This is a genomic window from Pseudomonas quebecensis, assembly GCF_026410085.1.
Classification (GTDB): Bacteria; Pseudomonadota; Gammaproteobacteria; order Pseudomonadales; family Pseudomonadaceae; genus Aquipseudomonas; species Aquipseudomonas quebecensis.
Window position 1 is genome coordinate 158,937 of sequence record NZ_CP112866.1, and the last position, 20,390, is coordinate 179,326.

A 20,390-nucleotide genomic window follows, 5' to 3' on the forward strand; every position below is an offset into this window, starting at 1 on the left:
CTAAGCCGCGCGAGTGTCCTTGATCAAATGCGCGGCCAATGTGCGCAGCGGCCCCAATTGCCGACAAATCAGCGCCAGCTGCGTTTGCACCAAGCGCTGCCCTTCGTCGATCTCATCCGGCATTTGCTCCAGGTCCGCCGCCAAGGCCTCCTCGGCATCGCTCTGAATCGCAATCGGCTGCTTGTTCGCCAGCCCCGTGGCGATTTCATCAATGCTCGCCGCCAGGCTATTGCCGGCGCCGTCGATCAGGTGTTCACGCACTTCGGCGGGCAGTTGCGTGTCACGGTGCGCGCCAAGCCCCGACAAATAGCTGAGCAAGGTGTGCGACAGCACCAGGAAGCGAAAGCCTACGTCGGCTTCTTTGCGAAAGTGCCCCGGCTCCATCAGCATGTTGGCCAAGGTGGTGGACAGCGCCGCATCGGCGTTGTGCGCGTTGCGCCTGGCCAGGCGATAGGCCAGGTCGTCGCTCTTGCCAGCGGCGTACTGCTGCATGATCTGCCGCAGGTAGATGCTGTTGCAGGTCAGGGTGTTGGCCAGCACTTTGTTCAGACGCCGGCCCTGCCAGTCCGGCAGGAACAGGAACACCGCCAGGCCCGCGATCAGACTGCCAAGCAGGGTATCGAACAGCCGTGGCAGGAATAATCCGTAGCCATCGCCCACCTGGTTGAAGCAGAACAGCACCATCAGCGTGATCGCCGCGGTGGCCAGGGTATAGCGGGTGGTACGGTTGATAAAGAACACCAGGCCGGCGGCGATGGCGAACATCGATTGCACCAGCGGGCTGGGGAACAGGTCGAACAGCGCCCAGGCCACGGTCAGGCCGATGGCGGTGCCGACGATCCGTTGGCCAAGCTTGCGCCGTGTGGCGCCATAGTTGGGCTGGCACACGAACAGAGTGGTGAGGATGATCCAATAACCCTGGGACGCGTGAATCGCGTGCAAGGTGCCGTAGCCGACGGTCAGCGCCAACGACAGGCGCAATGCGTGGCGAAACAGCAACGAGGTCGGGGTCAGTTGAGTACGCAGCCGCGTCCACATTTCCTTGAGGTTGCGCGGGGCGCGATCGAGCAGGTTGCTGTCGGTGGCATCGGCCAGGGCGTCAGGGTTGCTGGCGTCGCCGAGCAGGCGGTCGAGGGTCGACAGGTTGGCCGCCAGGGCGCGCAACGAGCGCAGCAGGCCCCGCCAGGCCGGGTTGCTCTGGATGCGCAGGTGTTCCAGGGAGGCATTCAGGTCACCCAGGGCCTCGGCGAAGCTGTCATCGTAGACGAACGGCTGACGCAACTGGATTGATTCGGCGAGGGCCTGGCAGGCCTTGCCTTGCTGGCGCAACAGGCGTTGGCAGCGGAACAGCACGTCGCTGTGGAAGAACGCCTCGGCCAGCGCGTTGTAGGGATAGTGCGAGGAGCTGGCGCGCTCGTGGATGTCCTGGGCCAGAAAGTACAGCTTCAGATAGCGGCTGACCTTCGAACCCGGGCGACCATTGCCCACGCGGTGCAGGATGATTTCCTTGGCCGCATTCAGCGCAGCGACTACGCGACCGTTCTGCTGGGCCAGTTCCAGACGACGGGCTTCTACATCCAATTGGCGGATCGGTTCGAACAGCGACGATTTGAGCTTGAGGTAACGCCCCAACTCGCGGAACAAGCGCGCCAGGCTCTGTTGCACCGGCTGGTTGGAAAACAACACCTGCCACAGCACCGACAACGCGCCATACCAGGCGGCGCCGGCCACCAGCAGCAGCGGTTCGTGCCAGAAGTCCGACACCGCGCCACCACGCTGGTCCACGCCGATCATGGTGTAGACCGACAGAATCAGCGTCGCCGAGGCAATCGCGCCGTAACGCTCGCCAAGGGCGCCGAGCATGGTCAGGCAGAAGCTCGCCAGCGCCAGGGCAATCGCGAACAACCAAGGGTAGGGAAACAGCAATTCCACCGACAGCGCGGCGATGCTGAAGCACACCAGCGTCACCGCCAGGGCATTGAGGCGCCCTTGCCAGCTGTCGTCGGTCTCGGCCAGGGCGCTGGCGATAATCCCCAGGAACAGCGGGATCAGCAGGGTCATTTCATCCTGATACCAGCACAGCGCCATGCTGCCGGTGAGGGCGATGAATACCCGAACGCTATAGCTGAATTTATCCAGCGCCCATAGGCGCCGCATGGACTGCTTGAACGAGGTCGATGACATGAAGGCTGGGGTCTTCCGGGACGATGCCGCTAAATTGAGGCAGTAAGGACGCCACGGCAAGCGTGGTGATCACATCTCACAGCAAATTATTCCCCAGGCACACTACAAAATGGGGAGGGGGCAAGCACCCTTACACATTGTTGATCCGGTCTCGTCAGACGTATTGCGCGGCGGCGTAGCCCGATGCCCACGCCCACTGGAAGTTAAACCCGCCCAAATGCCCGGTCACATCCAGCACTTCCCCAATAAAGTACAGCCCCGGGCTTTTCAGCGACTCCATGGTCTTGGACGAGACTTCCCGCGTGTCTACACCGCCCAGCGTCACCTCGGCGGTGCGATAGCCCTCGGTGCCGGCGGGCACCAGCTGCCAGCTCGACAACTTCTGCGCAATGTCGGCGACTTCGGCATGGGTGTATTGCTTCATCGGCTTGGACGCGAACCAGGTGTCCGCCAGCAGGGTGGCCATTTTCTTGGTGAAGATCTCGCCCAGCAGCGTTTTCAACTCGCTGTTCGGCCGTTCGACCTGTTGTTGTTGCAGCCAGGTGTGGGCGTCGTGGTCGGGCAGCAGGTTGATCTCGACCGTGTCGCCCGGCTCCCAGTACGAGGAAATCTGCAGGATCGCCGGCCCGCTCAGGCCGCGATGAGTAAACAGCAGGTTCTCGCGAAAACTCTGGCCGTTGCAGCTGGCCACGCAATCCACAGAAGTGCCGGACAACTCGGTACACAGTGCCTTGAGCTGGTCGGTGATGGTGAACGGCACCAATCCGGCGCGGGTCGGCAGCAGTTCATGACCGAATTGCCTGGCCACCTGATAGCCGAACCCGGTGGCACCCAGGGTTGGGATCGACAGGCCGCCGGTGGCGATTACCAGGGATTCACAGCGCAGCTCACCGAGGGTGGTCTGCAACTGATAACCGCTGTCGAGCCTGGCGATTTCCTGGATGGAGGTGTCCAGGTGCAGGCTCACGCCGGTCTGGATGCACTCATCGAGCAGCATGCCGAGGATGTCGCTGGATTTGTTATCGCAGAACAGCTGGCCGAGCTTCTTCTCGTGGTACGGCACGCCGTGCTTGGCCACCAGGCCGATGAAATCCCACTGGGTGTAGCGAGCCAGGGCGGATTTGCAGAAATGTGCGTTGTGCGAGAGAAAATTGGCCGGCTCGGTGTACATATTGGTGAAATTGCAGCGGCCACCACCGGACATCAGGATCTTTTTGCCGGCCTTGTTCGCATGATCGATCAGCATCACCTTGCGCCCACGCCCGGCGGCGGTCAGTGCGCACATCAAGCCTGCGGCGCCGGCGCCAATGATCACAACTTCGGTCGAGCGCACAGCAATGTCCTCACAAATACGGGTCTGAAATGCAATCAAAACTGTAGGAGGGGGCAAGCCTCCTCCTACATTGGATCTTCATATAGATCGCAGATCGGGTTACAGGATCCGCACGCGCAACGAGCGGCCCTTGATCTTGCCGTCGTTCAAACGCTGCAACGCCTGCTTGGCGATGCCGCGTTCCACGGCTACGAACGCCTGGAAATCAAAGATCGCGATCTTGCCGACCTGGGCGCCGGGGATACCGGCTTCGCCGGTCAGCGCGCCGAGGATGTCGCCTGGACGAACCTTGTCCTTGCGGCCCGCGGCAATGCACAGGGTGCTCATCTGCGGCAGCAGTGGACCACCGCTTTGCGGCTTGAGGTTGTCCAGTTGGTCCCAGTTCAGCGGCGATTTCTGCAGCTGCTCGATGGCCTGGGCACGGTGTGCCTCGGACGGCGCTACCAGGCTGATGGCAATCCCGGTCTCACCGGCGCGACCGGTACGGCCGACGCGGTGGATGTGGATTTCCGAGTCGCGGGCCAGTTCGACGTTGATCACCATGTCCAGCGAGTCGATGTCCAGGCCCCGTGCGGCGACGTCGGTCGCCACCAGCACCGAGGTGCTGCGGTTGGCGAACATCGCCAGAACCTGGTCACGGTCGCGCTGTTCCAGGTCGCCGTGCAGGCCGACGGCGGAGATGCCCTTGGCTGTCAGGTGGTCGACGGTCTCCTGCACCTGCTGCTTGGTAAAGCAGAACGCCACGCACGAGGCCGGACGGAAGTGCGCCAGGACTTTGGTCACCGCGTCCATGCGCTCTTCCGGGGAGATCTCGTAGAAACGCTGCTCGATCTGATCGTCGGAGTGGAACGCTTCGGCCTTCACTTGCTGCGGCGCGCGCATGAACTTGGATGCCAGTTGCTTGATGCTCACCGGGTAGGTGGCCGAGAACAGCAGGGTCTGGCGGCGCGGCGGAGTCTTGCTGATGATGTCTTCGATGGCGTCGTAGAAACCCATGTCGAGCATGCGGTCGGCTTCATCGAGGATCAGCGTGTTCAAGCCGTCCAGCACCAGCGAACCCTTGCGCAAATGCTGCTGGATGCGGCCCGGAGTGCCGACGATCACGTGGGCGCCGTGTTCCAGGGAGGCGATCTGTGGGCCGAGGGACACGCCGCCGCACAGGGTCAGCACCTTGATGTTGTCTTCGGCGCGGGCCAGGCGACGGATTTCCTTGGCCACCTGGTCGGCCAGCTCGCGGGTCGGGCACATCACCAGCGCCTGGCAACCGAAGTAACGCGGGTTGATCGGGTTCAACAGGCCGATGCCGAAGGCGGCGGTCTTGCCGCTGCCGGTCTTGGCCTGGGCAATCAGGTCCAGCCCCTTGAGGATCACCGGCAAGCTTTGCGCCTGGATCTGCGTCATCTCGACATAACCCAGCGAGTCGAGGTTAGCCAGCATGGCGGCGGACAGGGGCAAAGTATTAAAAGCGGTGGCGATGGTAGTCACGGGACTGGCTCTGCAAAACAAAATGTCGCGCAGTGTAGCAGCCCCCCGTAGGTTTTTTCGCATGGTTCAGACGAGGGGATGGGGGGCAGCGGCAAGTTATGCGCGGCAAGCGGCAAGCTTGAAGCTTTTCTTGCAGCTTCAAGCTTGCCGCTTGAGGCTGCCTTTAGGCTCCAGTTGCAGGAAGATCGCCGCCGCCAGCATTGCCATGACGCCCACGGTGAGGAAGGTCAACTGGAACGCGCCGAGCACGCTGTTGACGCCGTCGTTGCCGGCTTCGGCGGTGAACCCGCCCAGCAGCGCACCGGCGCAGGCCACGCCGAGGCTCAGGGACAGTTGCGCCACCACCGACAGCAGGCTGTTGCCGCTGCTGGCCTGGGCATCGTCAAGGTCGATCAGGGTCACGGTGTTCATCGCGGTGAACTGCAGGGAGTTGATCGCCCCGAGCACTGCCAGCATGCCCAGCAGCAGAGGGTAGGGTGTCTGCTCGCTGACCAGGCCCATGCTCGCCAGCATGATGCCCAGCGCCAATGTGTTGCCGGTCAGCACCACCCGATAGCCCAGGCGTTCGATCAGCGGCCGCGCCACGGACTTGGCGAACATCGCGGCCGCCGCCAACGGCAGCATGCTCATGCCCGCCTGCGACGGCGAATACCCCAGCGCCACCTGCAACAGCAGCGGCACCAGGAACGGCAGCGCGCCGCTGCCCAGGCGCGCGAACAGGTTGCCCAGAATGCCCACGGCAAAGGTGCGGGTCTTGAACAACACCGGCGAGAACAGTGGGTTGTCGATATGCCCGGCGCGCAGCCAGTACGCCGCCAGGCACGCCAGCCCGCCGAACAGCAGCAACATCACCCGCAGATGCGGCAGGTGCAGTTCGCCCAGGCCCTCCATGGCGATGGTGATCAGCACCATCGCCGCACCAAACAGCACAAAACCCAACCCGTCAAAGCGCGTGCGTTCACTGCCGCGCAGGTCCGGGATGAATTTCCACACGGCATAGCACCCGAGTATGCCCACCGGCAGGTTGATCAGAAAGATCCAGTGCCAGGTCAGGTATTGCACCATCCAGCCGCCCATGGTCGGGCCAAGCAGCGGGCCGAGCAGGCCAGGGATGGTAATGAAGCCCATGATCCGCACCAGCTCGGAGCGCGGGTAGGCGCGCAGCACCACCAGGCGCCCCACCGGCAGCATCAGTGCGCCGCCCAAACCCTGCACCACGCGCGCGCCCACCAGCATGGTCAGGCTGCTGGACAGCGCACACAGCAGCGAGCCGATGCTGAACAGCATGATCGCGCCGAAGAAAATCTTCTTGGTGCCGAAACGGTCGGCGATCCAACCCGACGCCGGGATCAGCAAGGCGACGGTGAGCATGTAGGCGATCACCACCCCCTGCATGCGCAACGGGTTTTCCGCGAGATCCCGGGCCATGGCCGGCAGGGCGGTGTTCAGAATCGTCCCATCCAGCGACTGCATGAAGAAGGCAATCGCCACCACCCAGGGGAGCCATCGGGCGGTCTTGGCATCGAGAGGGGCGCGATCGGGCATGGGGGACCTTTTGTCAGCCGGCTATGTGTCGGCGATTATGCGCCATCCGTGGCGCCTTTTCCCACTGGCGGTTCGTCTAAATCCGACAACACCGCGTGCTTGCCCACCAGGAAATCCAACAGCGCGCGATGCACCGCCAGGGCGGCTTCGCGCGATTCCAGATCCAGCAGGTGACCGGTGTGTTGCGCCACCGAATAACTGCTGCGCCCCACATACTGCTTGAACAGTTGAGCGTCGGCAGCGGGGGTGTATTCGTCCAGCGCGCCGTTGAGGAAATGCACTGGCGTTTCGATTTGCCGCAGCGCCGGCAGGTAGTTGCCGTCGCCCATCGCCATTACCTGGTGGATATGAAAGCGCGCCTGGCGGTACTCGGTGGTCGCCATGCTCGACAGGTGCCGATGGTTGTTGCGCTTGAGGCGCGGCGACAAGTATTTGCCCACCGTTTCGTTGAGCAAATGGCCGACGGCGGACTTGTCATCGGCCTCGATCAGCACGCGCACGCGGTCCACGTAGTCGAGCATGGCCTGGTTGAGGTTGGGCGCCAGCGCCATCACTACAGAGCTTTTGATGGAGGGTGGGTTATGCGCCAGGGTCAGCAGGGTGGAAATGCCACCCCAGGAGGCCGACACCAGATGGTTGACCTCGAAGCGCTCCACCAGCGCCCGCAGGATCTGCACTTCGTCGTCCTTGGTGACCAGGTCGAGGTTGAGGTTGTGTTCGCGCGAATAACCGGAGAACGGCAGGTCGAACAGCAGCACATTAAAGTGCTCGGCCAGGCACTTGCCGGTACGCGCAAAGGAACGCGTGGTGGCGAGCGCTCCGTTGACCAGCAGGACGGTGTTCTTGTGTGGATCGTTTCCCAGTCGCTCTACGTGGACGTTGTAGTGCTTGTACAGCTGTTCAATGACAAAACTTCCATGGTTCATGTCAACGCTCCAGCTTGTCCTTCCCCGGACAAGGTCATGCAGTGCGTGCAGGCACGCGGGCGAGGTGGCGGGATGCCACTAACCCTTATAACGAGGTTTTCCACAGGCGACAACAGGCCGCCCGCGCGCACGGTGCGCAAGAGAAATGGCCGTAGGAACGGGTAAAACCGAGCTGTCTGAAATCAGCACAAGACAATGTGTGAAGGGGCTCGCCCCCGGTAGCGGTGTCGGTCAATCAGTGCGTGGCTGATACACCGCTATCGGGAGCAGGCTCCTTCCCACAGGGAGGTATTTATAACGTCAGGGTCAGACGTTTTATCAGCGCTCCCGGTAACAGATTGGAGGCTGTATTGCGTTGGCCGTAAGTACTGGCCGACAGCAACAACTCTCGCTCGGCGGTCAGTGCTTCCAATTGGGAACCGAGCAGGCTGTAGACGCTGTCATCAAAGCGCATGGTGCTGACGGGCGCCTTGATCTCGCCGTCCTCCACCCAGAACGTGGCGAAGCGTGTCATGCCGGTCAGGCGTGCGGCCGGCAGGTCCGAGTAGTTCAGGTACCACAGGTTGCTGATATACAACCCGGTGCCCAGCTGCTTGAGGATATCGGCCTGGACCAGGCTTCCCGCCGCCATTTGCAGGGCGCTGGGGGATTCGTCGCTGCTGGCACCGTTGGCGCTCAGGCCGTATTCGGCGGCGCTGCGCGAATTGACCAGTTGGCCGCAGGCTTTACCGGCATTGATCAGCGTCACGTCGCTGCGCGGGTAGCCCTCTGTGGAGAACGCCTGGCTCAGGGAGCCGCTGATCTGTTCGCTTACCGTCACCAGCGGGCTCAGGTGTTGCTCACCGGCGTACAGCCGTTGCAGCGAGCTGCCTTTGCTGGCGATGGCTTGGGCGGAGAACCCGCCCCAGGTGATGATGCTGATGATTTCTTCCAGCGCGGCGGGCGCCAGGTAGGCGCGGTACTGGCCGGGCGGCAACGGGTGCAGCGCACGGTCGAGGAATGCCAATTGCTCGCGCGCCTGCTGCAGGCGCGCGGAGAATTCGACGCTGTCCCAGGTGTGCCCGGCGTAGCTGGCTTTGACGGCTTCGCCATTGGCATGGAACAGGCTGAAATCGAAGTTGAAGCTATTGGCCTGGTGCCAGCCGAACGCTCCGTTTGAACTGGCAAAGCCACGACTGATAGGGCCGGCGGCATAGATGCCGACCAGGTCAACACCGTCGGCGGCCTGGCTGATGTCTTGCAGCACCCGAGCCAGCTCGGGCAACGGCCGAGCCTGCTCATTGCTGCTTTGCCAGGCGGTGGGGTTGAGCAGCAGGTACGGGTCCTGCGGCAACAACGGCAAGGTTTCGCGCAGTTGCTGCAAACCTTCGGCGAGGCGCTGACGGTCCAGCGCAGGTTCGCCGGCCAGGGTGATGGCGAGGTCGGCATGCCGGCCGTCGCTGATCAGTTTCAGATTGAGGCTGGCCTGCTGCACCTGCCCTGCCTGGCGCACCTTGGCATGATTGAAACGCACGAACTCGGAGGCTTCCGCCGCGTAGCCGAGGTGAAATTGTTCCTGGTCGGTGAGGGCCTGCTTGAGCCACTCCACCAATGCCTTGAAATCATGCATCAGGCAGCTCCCCCGAATACGTCGACATGACTGAATACGCAGGCCGGCGAGGCATGGCCGACGCGGATCACCTGGTTGGGCTCGCCCTTGCCGCAGTTGGGCGTGCCCAGCACCTGAAAGGTACTGGCGTCGCCCACCGCGCTGAGGTTGCGCCAGAATTGCGCGGAAATGGCGCGGTAGTTGGGGTTCTTGACCACGCCTTTGAGTTCGCCGTTTTCGATCAACTGGCCCCATTCGCAGCCGAACTGGAACTTGTTGCGCGCGTCGTCAATGGACCACGAACGGTTGGTCGACATCAGGATGCCGCTTTCGATACCACCAATCAGCTGTGCCAGGCTCTGGTCGCCGGCCTCGATATTCAGGTTGGCCATGCGGTCGATCGGTGGGCGGTTCCAACTGCTGGCGCGGCTGTTGGCCACACCGCCCATGCCGGCGCGCAATTGCGACAACGCCCCGCCCAGCGGCTTGAGCAACAAGCCTTCGCGGATCAGGAATTGTTTGCTGGCGCGGGTGCCGTCGTCGTCATGGCTGTAGCTGGCGAGCTGTTCGGGGATGTTTGGGTCGAACGTCACGTTGAGCAGGCGAGAGCCGTATTGCAGGTGGCCGAAGTCGCTGGCTTTGACGAAGCTGGTGCCGGCGTAATTGCGCTCGTCGCCGAGGATGCGGTCCAGCTCCAGCGGATGGCCGATGGACTCGTGAATCTGCAGGATCATCTGGTCGGGCATCAGCAGCAGGTCGCGCGGGCCCTGGGGCGTATTGGGCGCCAGCAGCAGTTGCAGGGCTTCGTCGGCCACCCGTGGCGCGGCGCCGATCAGGCCGAAGCGGCTGATCACGTCATAACCGCCTTGCTGGCCGAAGTTGCTGCCGCCCAGGGTGCGGGTCTGGCTGTCATTGCTGTCGTAGGCGGTAACGCTCACGCCGGGGAACACAAAACGCTGAGCCTGGCGCAGCTCGGCGCCGGCGCTGTTGAGGTAGATCTGCTCGACGTGGGTCAGGCCGAGGCTGACGTCCCAACTGACCAGGCGATCGTCTTTCGGCACGGCGGCAGACTCGTCGCCCAGCAGTTGGTAGCAGTCGCTCAGGGAAGGGAAGGGCTGGTCGAGTTCGGGAGACAGGTAGTCGGCCACGTCGCTGGACGCGTGCTGGTCGCGCAGGTCGAGCAGCGCATGGGACTTGATCAGCAGGGCCTGTTGTTCGGCGCGTTCAAGAGCGGCTTGCAGGCCGGCCAGGGAAATATCGTGGGTCGCGGCGTAGGCTTCCACACCGTTGAGACGCACGGTGAGCATGACGCCCTCGTCGTGGTTCAGGTGCGGTGGTTCGGCGACATTCTTGCGCACCGACAGGTACTGGCCGGATTCGCGCAGGTAGCGCAGGGAGAAGAAGTCGGCGGTGGTGCGCAGGGCACCGAAATGTTTTTTAAGTGTGGCGTGGTGGTCGAACATGGGGCCTTCCTTGTGGGCGGCTCGGTGCGGGCAGGCAACAGAGTAGGCCCGGGCTGGGGGCTGATCAAGGAAAGGTGATTCTTTGTGACAAGTGCCCCTGTGGCGAGCGGGCTTGTCCCGCGCTGGGCTGCGCAGCGGCCCCAAAAATCTTGGGAGCGCTACGCACTCCAGCGCGGGGCAAGCCCGCTCGCCACAGGGAGTGGGTTACTGCGCAGTCGGCCCCACTTCACGCAACGGCTTGCCACGCACCGGCGCGTCGCCCGCCACGTAGTAGTCGGCGGTGCTGCGCGGCAGCGGCTGGCGGCCACGGATCTTGTCGGCGATTTTCTCGGCGATCATGATCGTCGGCGCGTTCAAGTTGCCGGTGGTGATGATCGGCATGATCGACGCGTCGACTACACGCAGACCTTGCATGCCATGCACGCGGCCTTCGGCGTCCACCACCGCCATCTCGTCGGTGCCCATCTTGCACGAGCAGGACGGGTGGAACGCGGTTTCGGCGTGCTCGCGGATGAACTTATCCAGTTGCTCGTCGGTTTGCACGTCGATGCCTGGGCTGATTTCGCGCCCACGGTAAGGGTCCAGCGCCGGCTGCTGCATGATTTCCCGGGTCAGGCGGATGCCGTCGCGGAATTCCTGCCAGTCCTGTTCGGTGGCCATGTAGTTGAAGAGGATGCTCGGGTAGTCCCGTGGGTTCTTCGACTTCAGCTGGACGCGGCCGCGGCTCGGCGAGCGCATGGAACCCATGTGCGCCTGGAAGCCGTGCTCTTTCACACCGTTGCTGCCGTTGTAGTTAATCGCCACCGGCAGGAAGTGGTACTGGATGTTCGGCCATTCGAACTCTTCACGGGTACGGATAAACCCGCCCGCTTCGAACTGGTTGCTGGCGCCGATACCGGTGCCGTTGAACAGCCATTCGGCACCGATGGCCGGCTGGTTGTACCAGAGCAGCGACGGGTACAGCGATACTGGCTGGGTGCAGGCGTATTGCAGGTACAGCTCAAGGTGATCCTGCAGGTTTTCGCCGACGCCGGGCAGGTCGTGGACCACCGGGATATCCAGGCTTTCCAGCAATTTGGCCGGGCCGACGCCGGAGCGTTGCAGCAACTGCGGCGAGGCGATGGCGCCGCTGCATACCAGTACTTCCTTGCGCGCGCGGGCTTCAACGCGTTCTTCGGCGGCGCCGATCAGGTAACGCACGCCCACCGCGCGCTTGCCTTCGAACAAGACTTTGTCGGTGAGGGCGTGAGTGACGATGGTCAGCGTCGAACGCTTTTTAGCCGTGTCCAGGTAACCGCGTGCAGTGCTGGCGCGACGGCCGTTCGGCGTGACGGTACGGTCCATGGGGCCGAAACCTTCCTGCTGGTAACCGTTCAAGTCTTCGGTACGCGGGTAGCCGGCCTGCACGCCGGCTTCGACCATGGCGTGGAACAGCGGGTTATTGCCGGCCTTGGGCGTGGTCACGCTGACCGGACCGTCGCCACCGTGGTAATCGTTGGGGCCGATATCGCGGGTTTCGGCCTTGCGGAAGTACGGCAGGCAGTCGAGGTAGGTCCAGTTTTCCAGACCCGGCAGCTTTGCCCAGTTGTCGTAGTCCATGGCGTTGCCACGGATGTAGCACATGCCGTTGATCAGCGACGAGCCACCCAGGCCCTTGCCGCGACCGCATTCCATCCGGCGGCCGTCCATGTGCGGCTCCGGATCCGTCTCGTAGGCCCAGTTGTAGCGACGGCCCTGCAGCGGGAACGCCAGGGCGGCTGGCATCTGGGTACGGAAATCCAGACGATAATCGGGGCCGCCGGCTTCCAGCAGCAGGACGGTGACGCCTTCGTCTTCGGTCAGGCGGGTTGCTAAAGTGTTGCCCGCAGAACCTGCGCCAACAATGATGTAGTCGTATTCTTGAGTCATAGGGTCTCCTTTAGAGCGGCAAGCTCTAAGCTTCAAGCTGCAAGAAAGAGCAGCGAGCGGTGTATCTGGGAGGTGCGGCGAGCTTGCAGCTTGAAGCTCGCCGCTTGAGGCTCATCAGAACACTGATGCGTAATCGCCCAGCTCAACCTGTACCGATTTGATACGGGTGAAGTTGTTCAGTGAGCTGATGCCGTTCTCACGACCCACGCCCGATTGCTTGTAGCCGCCCACCGGCATCTTCGCGTCGGATTCGCCCCAGGCGTTGATCCAGCAGATGCCCGCTTCCAGTTGATGAATCACGCGGTGGGCGCGGTTCAGGTCCTTGGTCACCAGGCCTGCGGCCAGGCCGAAGTCGGTGTCGTTGGCGCGGCGGATCACTTCTTCTTCGGTCTCGTAGGTGAGGATGCTCATCACCGGGCCGAAGATTTCTTCACGCACGATCACCATGTCATCGGTGCAGTCGGTGAACACGGTCGGGGCGACATAGGCGCCTTTGGCGAAATCGCCGTCGGTCAGGCGATCGCCGCCGCACAGCAGGCGCGCGCCTTGCTCTTTGCCCTTGGCGATGTAGCCCAGCACGCTTTCCATATGGGCGAAGCTGACCAGCGGGCCGAAGTTGGTGTTGTCATCCTGCGGGTCGCCAACACGGATGCGGGCTACGCGCTCGACGATCTTGGCTTCGAATGCCGCCTGCAGGTGCTTGGGCACGAACACGCGGGTGCCGTTGGTGCAGACCTGGCCGGAGCTGTAGAAGTTGGCCATCATCGCGATGTCGGCGGCGCGATCCAGGTCGGCATCGTCGAACACGATCAGCGGCGACTTGCCGCCCAGTTCCATGGTCACTTCCTTGAGCGACGAGCTCGACGCGCTGGCCATGACTTTCTTGCCGGTATCGGTGCCGCCGGTGAACGAGACTTTCTCGATCCGCGGGTGCTCGGTCAGCCAGGTGCCGACTTCACGGCCGCTGCCGGTCAGTACGTTGAACACACCCGCTGGAACGCCGGCTTCGGTGTAGATCTCGGCCAGTTTCAGGGTGGTCAGGGAGGTGACTTCGCTCGGCTTGAAGATCATCGCGTTGCCGGCGGCCAGGGCCGGGGCGGATTTCCACAGGGCGATCTGAATCGGGTAGTTCCACGCGCCGATACCGGCGACCACGCCCAGTGGCTCGCGGCGGGTGTAGACGAACGAGGTGTCGCGCAGCGGGATCTGCTCGCCTTCGATGGCCGGCACCAGGCCAGCGTAGTACTCCAGCACGTCGGCGCCGGTGACGATGTCGACGTACTTGGTTTCGGAGAAGGCTTTACCGGTGTCCAGGGTTTCCAGTGCGGCCAGTTCATCGTTGCGCTCGCGCAGGATGTCGACGGCACGGCGCAGGATGCGCGAACGCTCCATGGCGGTCATGGCGGCCCAGATTTTCTGGCCTTTTTCAGCGCTGACCACGGCACGTTCAACGTCCTCGAACGTTGCACGTTGCACTTGGGCGAGAACTTCACCGTTAGCCGGGTTGATGGCTTCGAAGGTGGCATCGCTGCCGGCGTCGCTGTAGCCGCCGTCAATGTAGAGTTTTTGCAGGTCGAAACGGGCCATAAAGTCCTCGCAAGTGCATAAGTGGTTGGCGTTACCTGCCGACAGCGGGCCATGAGGGTGTGGCATCACTGCGTGGCAGACGTTCAGGGGTTGAGCATTTATAAGGGCTCTAACTCACCTGCTTGGCCAATTGGAAATCCATGTATTCGTAAGCGATGCGTTGCGCCTGCTCCGTGTCGAAAGCGTCTCCCGACAGGGCGCCGCGCAACCACAAACCGTCGATCAACGCCGCCAGGCCGCGGGCCGCGCTGCGTGCTTGCGGCAGCGGCAGCGCCCGGCGGAACTGGCAGCACAGGTTGGAATACAGACGTTGATCGTTGATCCGCTGCAACCTGTGCAATGACGGGTGGTGCATGCTGGCGGCCCAGAAGGCCAGCCAGGTTTTCATTGCCGGGCCATTGACCTGGCTGGCGTCGAAGTTGCCCGCGACGATCACCTGAAGGTGTGCCCGTGGGCTGTCATCCTCCAACGCAAGCCTGCGCTCGTGGACGTTCTCGATCAGCACGTTCATCAGGTAGCGCATCGTCGCGGCGATCAGGCCGTTCTTGTCCTGAAAGTAGTGACTGATGATGCCGTTCGAGACACCGGCCAGGCGGGCGATCAGCGCAATGCTGGCGTCTGCCATCCCCACTTGATCAATGGCCGTCAACGTGGCTTCGATCAACTGTTGACGGCGTATGGGTTGCATACCGACCTTGGGCATGTAGCACGTCTCCTTAGGCCTGCCGACGGGCGATCACGTCCATCGGCTTGAAGGCCAGTCTATTTTGTTTTGATTGAACGTTCAATCAACAAAGAATAAGCTCTGCGACAAATCGTCGCTGCTGGCAGGTTTTCAGCCCGTTCAGCCAGCGACATCCGACACCTGGAACATCCCTGCAAGGGCCCGCTCAAGGGCCTGCCGCGGTTTTGGCGCAGCGGGGATTTTCGGGGTGTCTTTATAACACCCGTCCGTCGACTGCCGAAAAATCGATGTCCCGGGATAACCGTTGCCTTGTGTTTCTCTTTCGCACTGCCCGGAGCATCTGCGCCATGAGTTCTGCCTCTCTAATAAAGACCCCGCCGGAAAAGGTCCGGGTCAACGGTTGGGTGTTTTACACCTCTACCGCGCTGATTCTGTTGTTGACCATTGTCCTGATCGCCGCCCCGCAGGAGGCCGGGCGCTTGCTCGGGATTGCCCAGGCCTGGCTGTCCAAAAGCTTCGGCTGGTACTACATGGTGGTCATCGCCGCGTACCTGGTGTTTGTGGTCGGGCTGGCGTTTTCGTCCTACGGCAAATTGAAGCTGGGCAGCAAGGACGACACCCCGGACTTCAGCTACGGCGCCTGGGCCGGCATGTTGTTCTCCTCGGGGATCGGCATTTCTCTGCTGTACTTCGGTGCCTCGGAGCCGTTGGATCATTACTTCAACCCGCCAGAAGGCGTTGCCGGCAGCAACCTGGCCGCGCGCCAGGCGCTGCAACTGACCTTTCTGCACTGGGGCCTGCACGGCTGGGCGATCTACGCCCTGGTCGGCCTGGCCGTGGCGTATTTCGCGTATCGCCATAACCAGCCGCTGGCCCTGCGTTCGGCGCTCTACCCGCTGGTAGGCGAGCGCTGGGTGAAGGGCGCGGCCGGCCACGCGGTGGACGGTTTCGGCATGTTCGTGACGCTGCTGGGCCTGGTGACCAACCTGGGCATCGGCGCGATGCAGGTGTCGTCCGGCCTGGAGAACCTGTTCGGCATGCAGCACAGCAACACCAACCTGCTGATCGTGATCATCGTGATGAGCACCGTGGCCACCATCGCTGCGGTGTCGGGGGTGGAAAACGGCATCCGTCGCTTGTCCAACCTCAATATCGTGCTGTTCAGCGGTTTGTTGATCTTTGTGTTGTTGTTCGGCCCGACCCTGCACCTGCTCAACGGCTTCGTGCAGAACATCGGCGACTACATGAATGGCCTGGTGCTGAAAACCTTCGATTTGTACGTGTACGAAGGCGACGGCGCCAAGACCGAACGCTGGATGGGCCTGTGGACGCTGTTTTACTGGGCCTGGTGGATTTCCTGGGCGCCATTCGTGGGCATGTTCATTGCGCGGATTTCCCGTGGTCGCACGGTGCGTGAACTGGTGGCCGGGGTGCTGCTGATCCCGCTGGGCTTTACCCTGGCGTGGCTGTCGATCTTCGGCAATTCGGCACTGGATCTGGTGCTTAACCAGGGCGCGGTGGAGCTGGGTAAGACCGCGCTGGAACAGCCGTCCATGGCGATCTACCAGTTGCTGGAGCATTACCCGGCGTCGAAAGTCGTGATCGGTGTGTCGATCTTTGTGGGCTTTGTGCTGTTCCTGACTCCGGCGGATTCCGGCGCGGTGATGATGGCCAATCTGTCGTGCAAGGGCGGCAACGTTGATGAGGATGCGCCGCACTGGCTGCGGATCTTCTGGTCGGCAGTGATTACCCTGGTGACCATCGGCCTGCTGTTCGCCGGCAACTTCGAAGCCATGCAGACCATGGTGGTGCTGGCGGGGCTGCCGTTCTCGGTGGTGCTGGTTTTCTTCATGTTCGGTTTGCACAAGGCCATGCGCCAGGATGTGGCGATCGAACAGGAGCAGGCGCAACTGGCCGAACGCGGGCGTCGTGGGTTCAGCGAGCGTTTGACCGCGCTGGACCTGCAACCGAGCCAGGGCACGGTGCAGCGCTTTATGGACAAGCACGTTACGCCGGCGCTGGAAGAGGCTGCCGTCGCGTTGCGTGAGCAAGGGCTGCAAGTGCAGACGCTGCTGGGTAAATCCAAGCGTTGCATTGGCGTGCGTATCGAGATGGAAGAGGGCAACCCGTTCGTCTATGAGGTGAGCCTGGATGCTTACTCGTCGGCGCCGAGCGATGTGCCCGAAGAAGAGCGCACGCGTTATTACCGCGCCGAGGTGTACCTGCACAATGGGCCTCAGGAATACGACCTGATGGGCTTCACCTTGGAGCAGATCACTCGGGATGTGCTCGATCAGTTTGAAAGCCATCGGCAGCTCCTTGGCCGTGTCTATAGCTGATGTGTTGAAAGCCCGGTGGTGTCACTGACCTCACTGGGAAAAAAATGTGGGAGGGGGCTTGCCCCCTCCCACAGTTGTTTTGCAGTGTGTGTTAGCCCAGGTTTTTGCCCAGCAGGGCATGGTAGAGCTCACTGTCGCCGAGGATCCCCACCACCTTGTTGTTGTCATGCAACACCAGCTTGTTGCCGGTCTGGTAACGAATCTGCAACGCATCGCGCATGCCGATATTCGAGTCCACCAGCGTCGGTACGCGGCCCAAACCTTCCACCGCTTGCCCTGGCGCCCAGTTCTGCAGGTTCATCACCACGCCATTCTGGCGCGCGCCCTGGATGGTGTTGCCTTCGGCCAGGTCCAGCCACGAATCGCCGCCCGGGTCCAGGCAGACCGAGCCATTGACCCGCGTGCAATTATCCAGGGTACGCATCAGGCTGCGGCCGCACAGTACGTTCAGCGGGTTGGTGTGGGCCACGAATGTACGCACGTAGTCGTCCGCCGGGTTCAGCACGATCTCTTCCGGCACGCTGTACTGGATGATCTTGCCGTCCTTCATGATCGCGATACGGCTGCCCAGTTTGAGCGCTTCGTCCAGGTCATGGCTGACAAACACGATGGTCTTGCTCAGCTTGCGTTGCAGTTCCAGCAGCTCGTCCTGCAGGCCTTGGCGGATCAGCGGGTCGAGGGCGGAGAAGGGTTCGTCCATCAGCAGGATGTCGGCGTCCATCGCCAGCGCGCGGGCCAGGCCGACGCGTTGCTGCATGCCGCCGGACAGCTCGTCGGGCTTTTTATTGCGCCACTGGGACAGGCCCACCAGCTCAAGTTTCTCGTCCACCAGCGTGCGCCGTTCTTTCTCCGGGCGGCCCTGCATTTCCAGGCCGAAGCTGATGTTCTCGCGCACCGTCAGCCAAGGCATCAGGGCAAACTTCTGGAACACCATGGCGATGCGCTTGGTGCGCATCATTTTCAGCTCCGCGTCGGTGCAGGAAGCAATGTCGATCTGGCGACCTTCATGCTCCACGAACAGCTGGCCACGGCTGACGGTGTTGAGGCCGTTGATACAGCGCAGCAGGCTCGACTTGCCGGAGCCCGACAGGCCCATCAGCACGCAGATTTCGCCTTTCTCGATGTCCAGGCTGGCTTTTTCGACGCCGACGATCTGGCCGGTCTTTTTCAGGATTTCGTTACGGCTCATGCCCTGGTCCAGCAGCTTGAGCGCTTCGCGTGGGTCTTTGGAGAAGATCACGTCGACTTTGTCGAATCGGATAATGCTCATGCATCACCCCCTACTTTGGCATCGGGTTGTTTGCAGATGCGGTCGAGCATGATGGCCAGCAAGACGATTGCCAGGCCCGCTTCAAAGCCCAGGGCGATGTCGGCGGTGTTGAGTGCGTTGACCACCGGTTTACCGAGGCCGTCGGCACCCACCAGGGCCGCGATCACCACCATCGACAACGACAGCATGATGCATTGGGTAATGCCGGCGGCAATGCTCGGCATGGCGTGGGGCAGTTCAATGCGCGAGAGCAACTGACGGCGCGAGCAGCCAAAGGCCTTGCCGGCGTCCATCAACTCTTGCGGTACATCGCGGATACCCAGGTAAGTCAGACGGATCGGCGCGGCAATCGCGAACACCACCGTGGAAATCAGCCCGGGCACCACACCCAGCCCGAAGAGGGTCAGGGTAGGGATGAGGTAGACGAAGGTCGGTACGGTCTGCATCAGATCGAGTACCGGCCGCATCATGGTGTAGAACAGTGGCTTGTGCGCGGCAACAATGCCCAGCGGCACGCCGATGACCACGCAGACCAGGGTGGCGAACAGCACCTGTGCGAGGGTCTCCATGGTTTCCTGCCAGTACCCCAGGTTGAGGATCAGCAGGAAGGAGGCGATGACAAAAACAGTCAGGCCCCATTTACGTTGAATAAAGTGAGCCAGCAGCGCAATCAGACCGATCAATGCCAGCGGATTGAACCAGGTCAGCGCAAACGTCACGCCGTGGATCATCGTTTCCAGTGTCGATGCGATTGCGTCGAAGTAGTTGGCGCCGTGTTGGGTCAACCATTCGACGAAGGCAGCGATGTACTGGCCTAGTGGGATTTTCTGTTCAGTCAGCATGGTAGTGAATGTCCACATGCGAAGGGGAAAACATCCCGGGGCAGCGCACCGCCCCGGGGTCAGCGGGTGTTATTTGGCGAGGTAAGCTTTGACGGCCTCAAGGCCGGGTTTGCCGTCGACGGTGTTGACGCCGGCGAGCCAGGTGTCGAGCACTTGCGGGTTCTTCTGCAGCCAGGCCTTGGCGGCGGCGTCGGGCTTCATTTTGTCGTCCAGGACGTTGCCCATCAGCGTGCTTTCCATGTTCAGGGTGAACACCAGGTTTTTCAGCAACTGACCGACATTGCTGCATTCCTGGGTGTAGCCCTTGCGCACGTTGGTGTAGATGGTTGCCTGGCCGTAGTTGGGGCCGAACGAGTCGTCGCCACCGGTCAGGTACTTCATCTTGAAGCGGGTGTTCATCGGGTGCGGTTCCCAGCCGAGGAACACGATGGCCTGGTCGCGCTTGGCGGCGCGGTCCACTTGGGACAGCATGCCGGCTTCGCTGGACTCGACCACCTTGAAACCTGCGTCTTTCAAGCCGAACGCGTTCTTGTCGATCAAGGTCTGGATGGTGCGGTTGCCATCGTTACCCGGCTCGATGCCGTAGATCTTGCCGCCCAGTTGGTCCTTGAACTTGGCAATATCGGCAAAGTCTTTAAGGCCCTTGTCGTACAGCGCCTCGGGCACAGCCAGGGTGTACTTGGCGTTTTCCAGGTTGGCGCGCACGGTTTCCACGGTGCCGGCATCACGGTACGGCTTGATGTCGTTTTCCATGGTCGGCATCCAGTTGCCGAGGAACACGTCCATGTTCTTGCCGTCGGCCAGGGACTTGTAGGTCACCGGTACGGAAATCATCGTGGTTTTGGTTTTGTAGCCGAGCGCCTTGAGGATTTCGCTGGTGGTCGCGGTGGTGACGGTGATGTCGGTCCAGCCGACATCGGAGAAGTTGACGGTCTTGCACTGTTCCGGTTCTGCCGCGTGCGCCAGGACTGGCAGACTCAGCATGGCGGCCAACAACAACGAGGGTGAAGCTTTCATGAGGCTAGACTCCTGTGTTTTTTCTGGCGGCATGTGCCGCGCTTTATCAGTGTTGCGGTTGGAGCGTGCGACGACAGCTCTGGCACGGTGCCTTGCAAACGAGTCGGAACTGATCATGTACCAGTGAAAATCAGACGCCTACAGGGGGCGTCGTATCCAGTACAGGGAGGGTCGTATCCAGTGTCGGTGACGTCGTTTACAGGTTTTTCCCAAGGCAA

Annotated in this window: 14 protein-coding genes; 1 reads left to right on the plus strand and 13 read right to left on the minus strand. The window is 62.0% G+C overall.

Features of this window, described 5'->3' with window-relative positions:
• The 10 genes from yccS to betI all read right to left on the minus strand — a co-directional run bounded on the left by yccS (position 1) and on the right by betI (position 14,722).
• A complete protein-coding gene (yccS, locus tag OSC50_RS00790; RefSeq protein WP_181080692.1) occupies positions 1-2,184 on the minus strand; it encodes a YccS family putative transporter in 2,184 nt (727 codons plus the stop codon).
• Positions 2,185-2,338: 154 nt separating this feature from the next.
• Positions 2,339-3,517, minus strand: a complete 1,179-nt coding sequence (locus tag OSC50_RS00795; protein WP_253509670.1) for a BaiN/RdsA family NAD(P)/FAD-dependent oxidoreductase — start codon at positions 3,515-3,517, stop codon at positions 2,339-2,341.
• A gap of 99 nt (positions 3,518-3,616) precedes the next feature.
• Positions 3,617-4,954: an ATP-dependent RNA helicase DbpA gene (dbpA, locus tag OSC50_RS00800; RefSeq protein ID WP_232289440.1), complete on the minus strand. Its 1,338-nt coding sequence runs from the start codon at positions 4,952-4,954 to the stop codon at positions 3,617-3,619.
• 186 nt (positions 4,955-5,140) lie between these two features.
• Entirely contained in the window at positions 5,141-6,547 is a 1,407-nt protein-coding gene (gene mdtD / locus OSC50_RS00805; protein WP_181080694.1) for a multidrug transporter subunit MdtD, read from the minus strand.
• A gap of 35 nt (positions 6,548-6,582) precedes the next feature.
• Positions 6,583-7,473 carry an alpha/beta fold hydrolase gene (locus tag OSC50_RS00810; RefSeq protein ID WP_253509669.1) on the minus strand — a complete coding sequence of 297 codons (891 nt, stop codon included), beginning with the start codon at positions 7,471-7,473 and terminating at the stop codon, positions 6,583-6,585.
• 292 nt (positions 7,474-7,765) lie between these two features.
• The gene (locus OSC50_RS00815) at positions 7,766-9,082 is read right to left on the minus strand and encodes a TldD/PmbA family protein (protein ID WP_253509668.1); all 1,317 of its coding nucleotides are present in this window, start codon (positions 9,080-9,082) and stop codon (positions 7,766-7,768) included.
• Positions 9,082-10,524: a TldD/PmbA family protein gene (locus OSC50_RS00820; RefSeq protein ID WP_253509667.1), complete on the minus strand. Its 1,443-nt coding sequence runs from the start codon at positions 10,522-10,524 to the stop codon at positions 9,082-9,084. Before OSC50_RS00820 ends, OSC50_RS00815 begins: the two co-directional genes overlap by 1 nt.
• Before the next feature lie 204 nt (positions 10,525-10,728).
• Positions 10,729-12,432 (minus strand): choline dehydrogenase, encoded by a 1,704-nt coding sequence (gene betA, locus OSC50_RS00825; RefSeq protein WP_181080698.1) that lies wholly within the window; start codon positions 12,430-12,432, stop codon positions 10,729-10,731.
• Positions 12,433-12,546: 114 nt separating this feature from the next.
• On the minus strand, positions 12,547-14,019 hold the full coding sequence (gene betB, locus OSC50_RS00830; protein WP_181080699.1) for a betaine-aldehyde dehydrogenase: 1,473 nt from the start codon (positions 14,017-14,019) through the stop codon (positions 12,547-12,549).
• A gap of 109 nt (positions 14,020-14,128) precedes the next feature.
• Positions 14,129-14,722, minus strand: a complete 594-nt coding sequence (betI, locus tag OSC50_RS00835) for a transcriptional regulator BetI (RefSeq protein WP_181080700.1) — start codon at positions 14,720-14,722, stop codon at positions 14,129-14,131.
• A 386-nt stretch (positions 14,723-15,108) separates the two neighbouring features.
• Here betI and OSC50_RS00840 point away from each other — a divergent pair, with 386 nt between their 5' ends.
• On the plus strand, positions 15,109-17,043 hold the full coding sequence (locus OSC50_RS00840) for a BCCT family transporter (RefSeq protein ID WP_266247539.1): 1,935 nt from the start codon (positions 15,109-15,111) through the stop codon (positions 17,041-17,043).
• A gap of 91 nt (positions 17,044-17,134) precedes the next feature.
• Here OSC50_RS00840 and choV read toward each other — a convergent pair whose 3' ends face one another.
• From choV to OSC50_RS00855, 3 genes are all read right to left on the minus strand, one after another.
• Positions 17,135-18,313 (minus strand): choline ABC transporter ATP-binding protein, encoded by a 1,179-nt coding sequence (gene choV / locus OSC50_RS00845; RefSeq protein WP_266247203.1) that lies wholly within the window; start codon positions 18,311-18,313, stop codon positions 17,135-17,137.
• Positions 18,310-19,155 carry a choline ABC transporter permease subunit gene (choW, locus tag OSC50_RS00850; RefSeq protein WP_016972877.1) on the minus strand — a complete coding sequence of 282 codons (846 nt, stop codon included), beginning with the start codon at positions 19,153-19,155 and terminating at the stop codon, positions 18,310-18,312. Before choW ends, choV begins: the two co-directional genes overlap by 4 nt.
• 69 nt (positions 19,156-19,224) lie before the next feature.
• Positions 19,225-20,172, minus strand: a complete 948-nt coding sequence (locus OSC50_RS00855) for a choline ABC transporter substrate-binding protein (protein ID WP_253509665.1) — start codon at positions 20,170-20,172, stop codon at positions 19,225-19,227.
• Between the last annotated feature and the right edge of the window lie 218 nt (positions 20,173-20,390).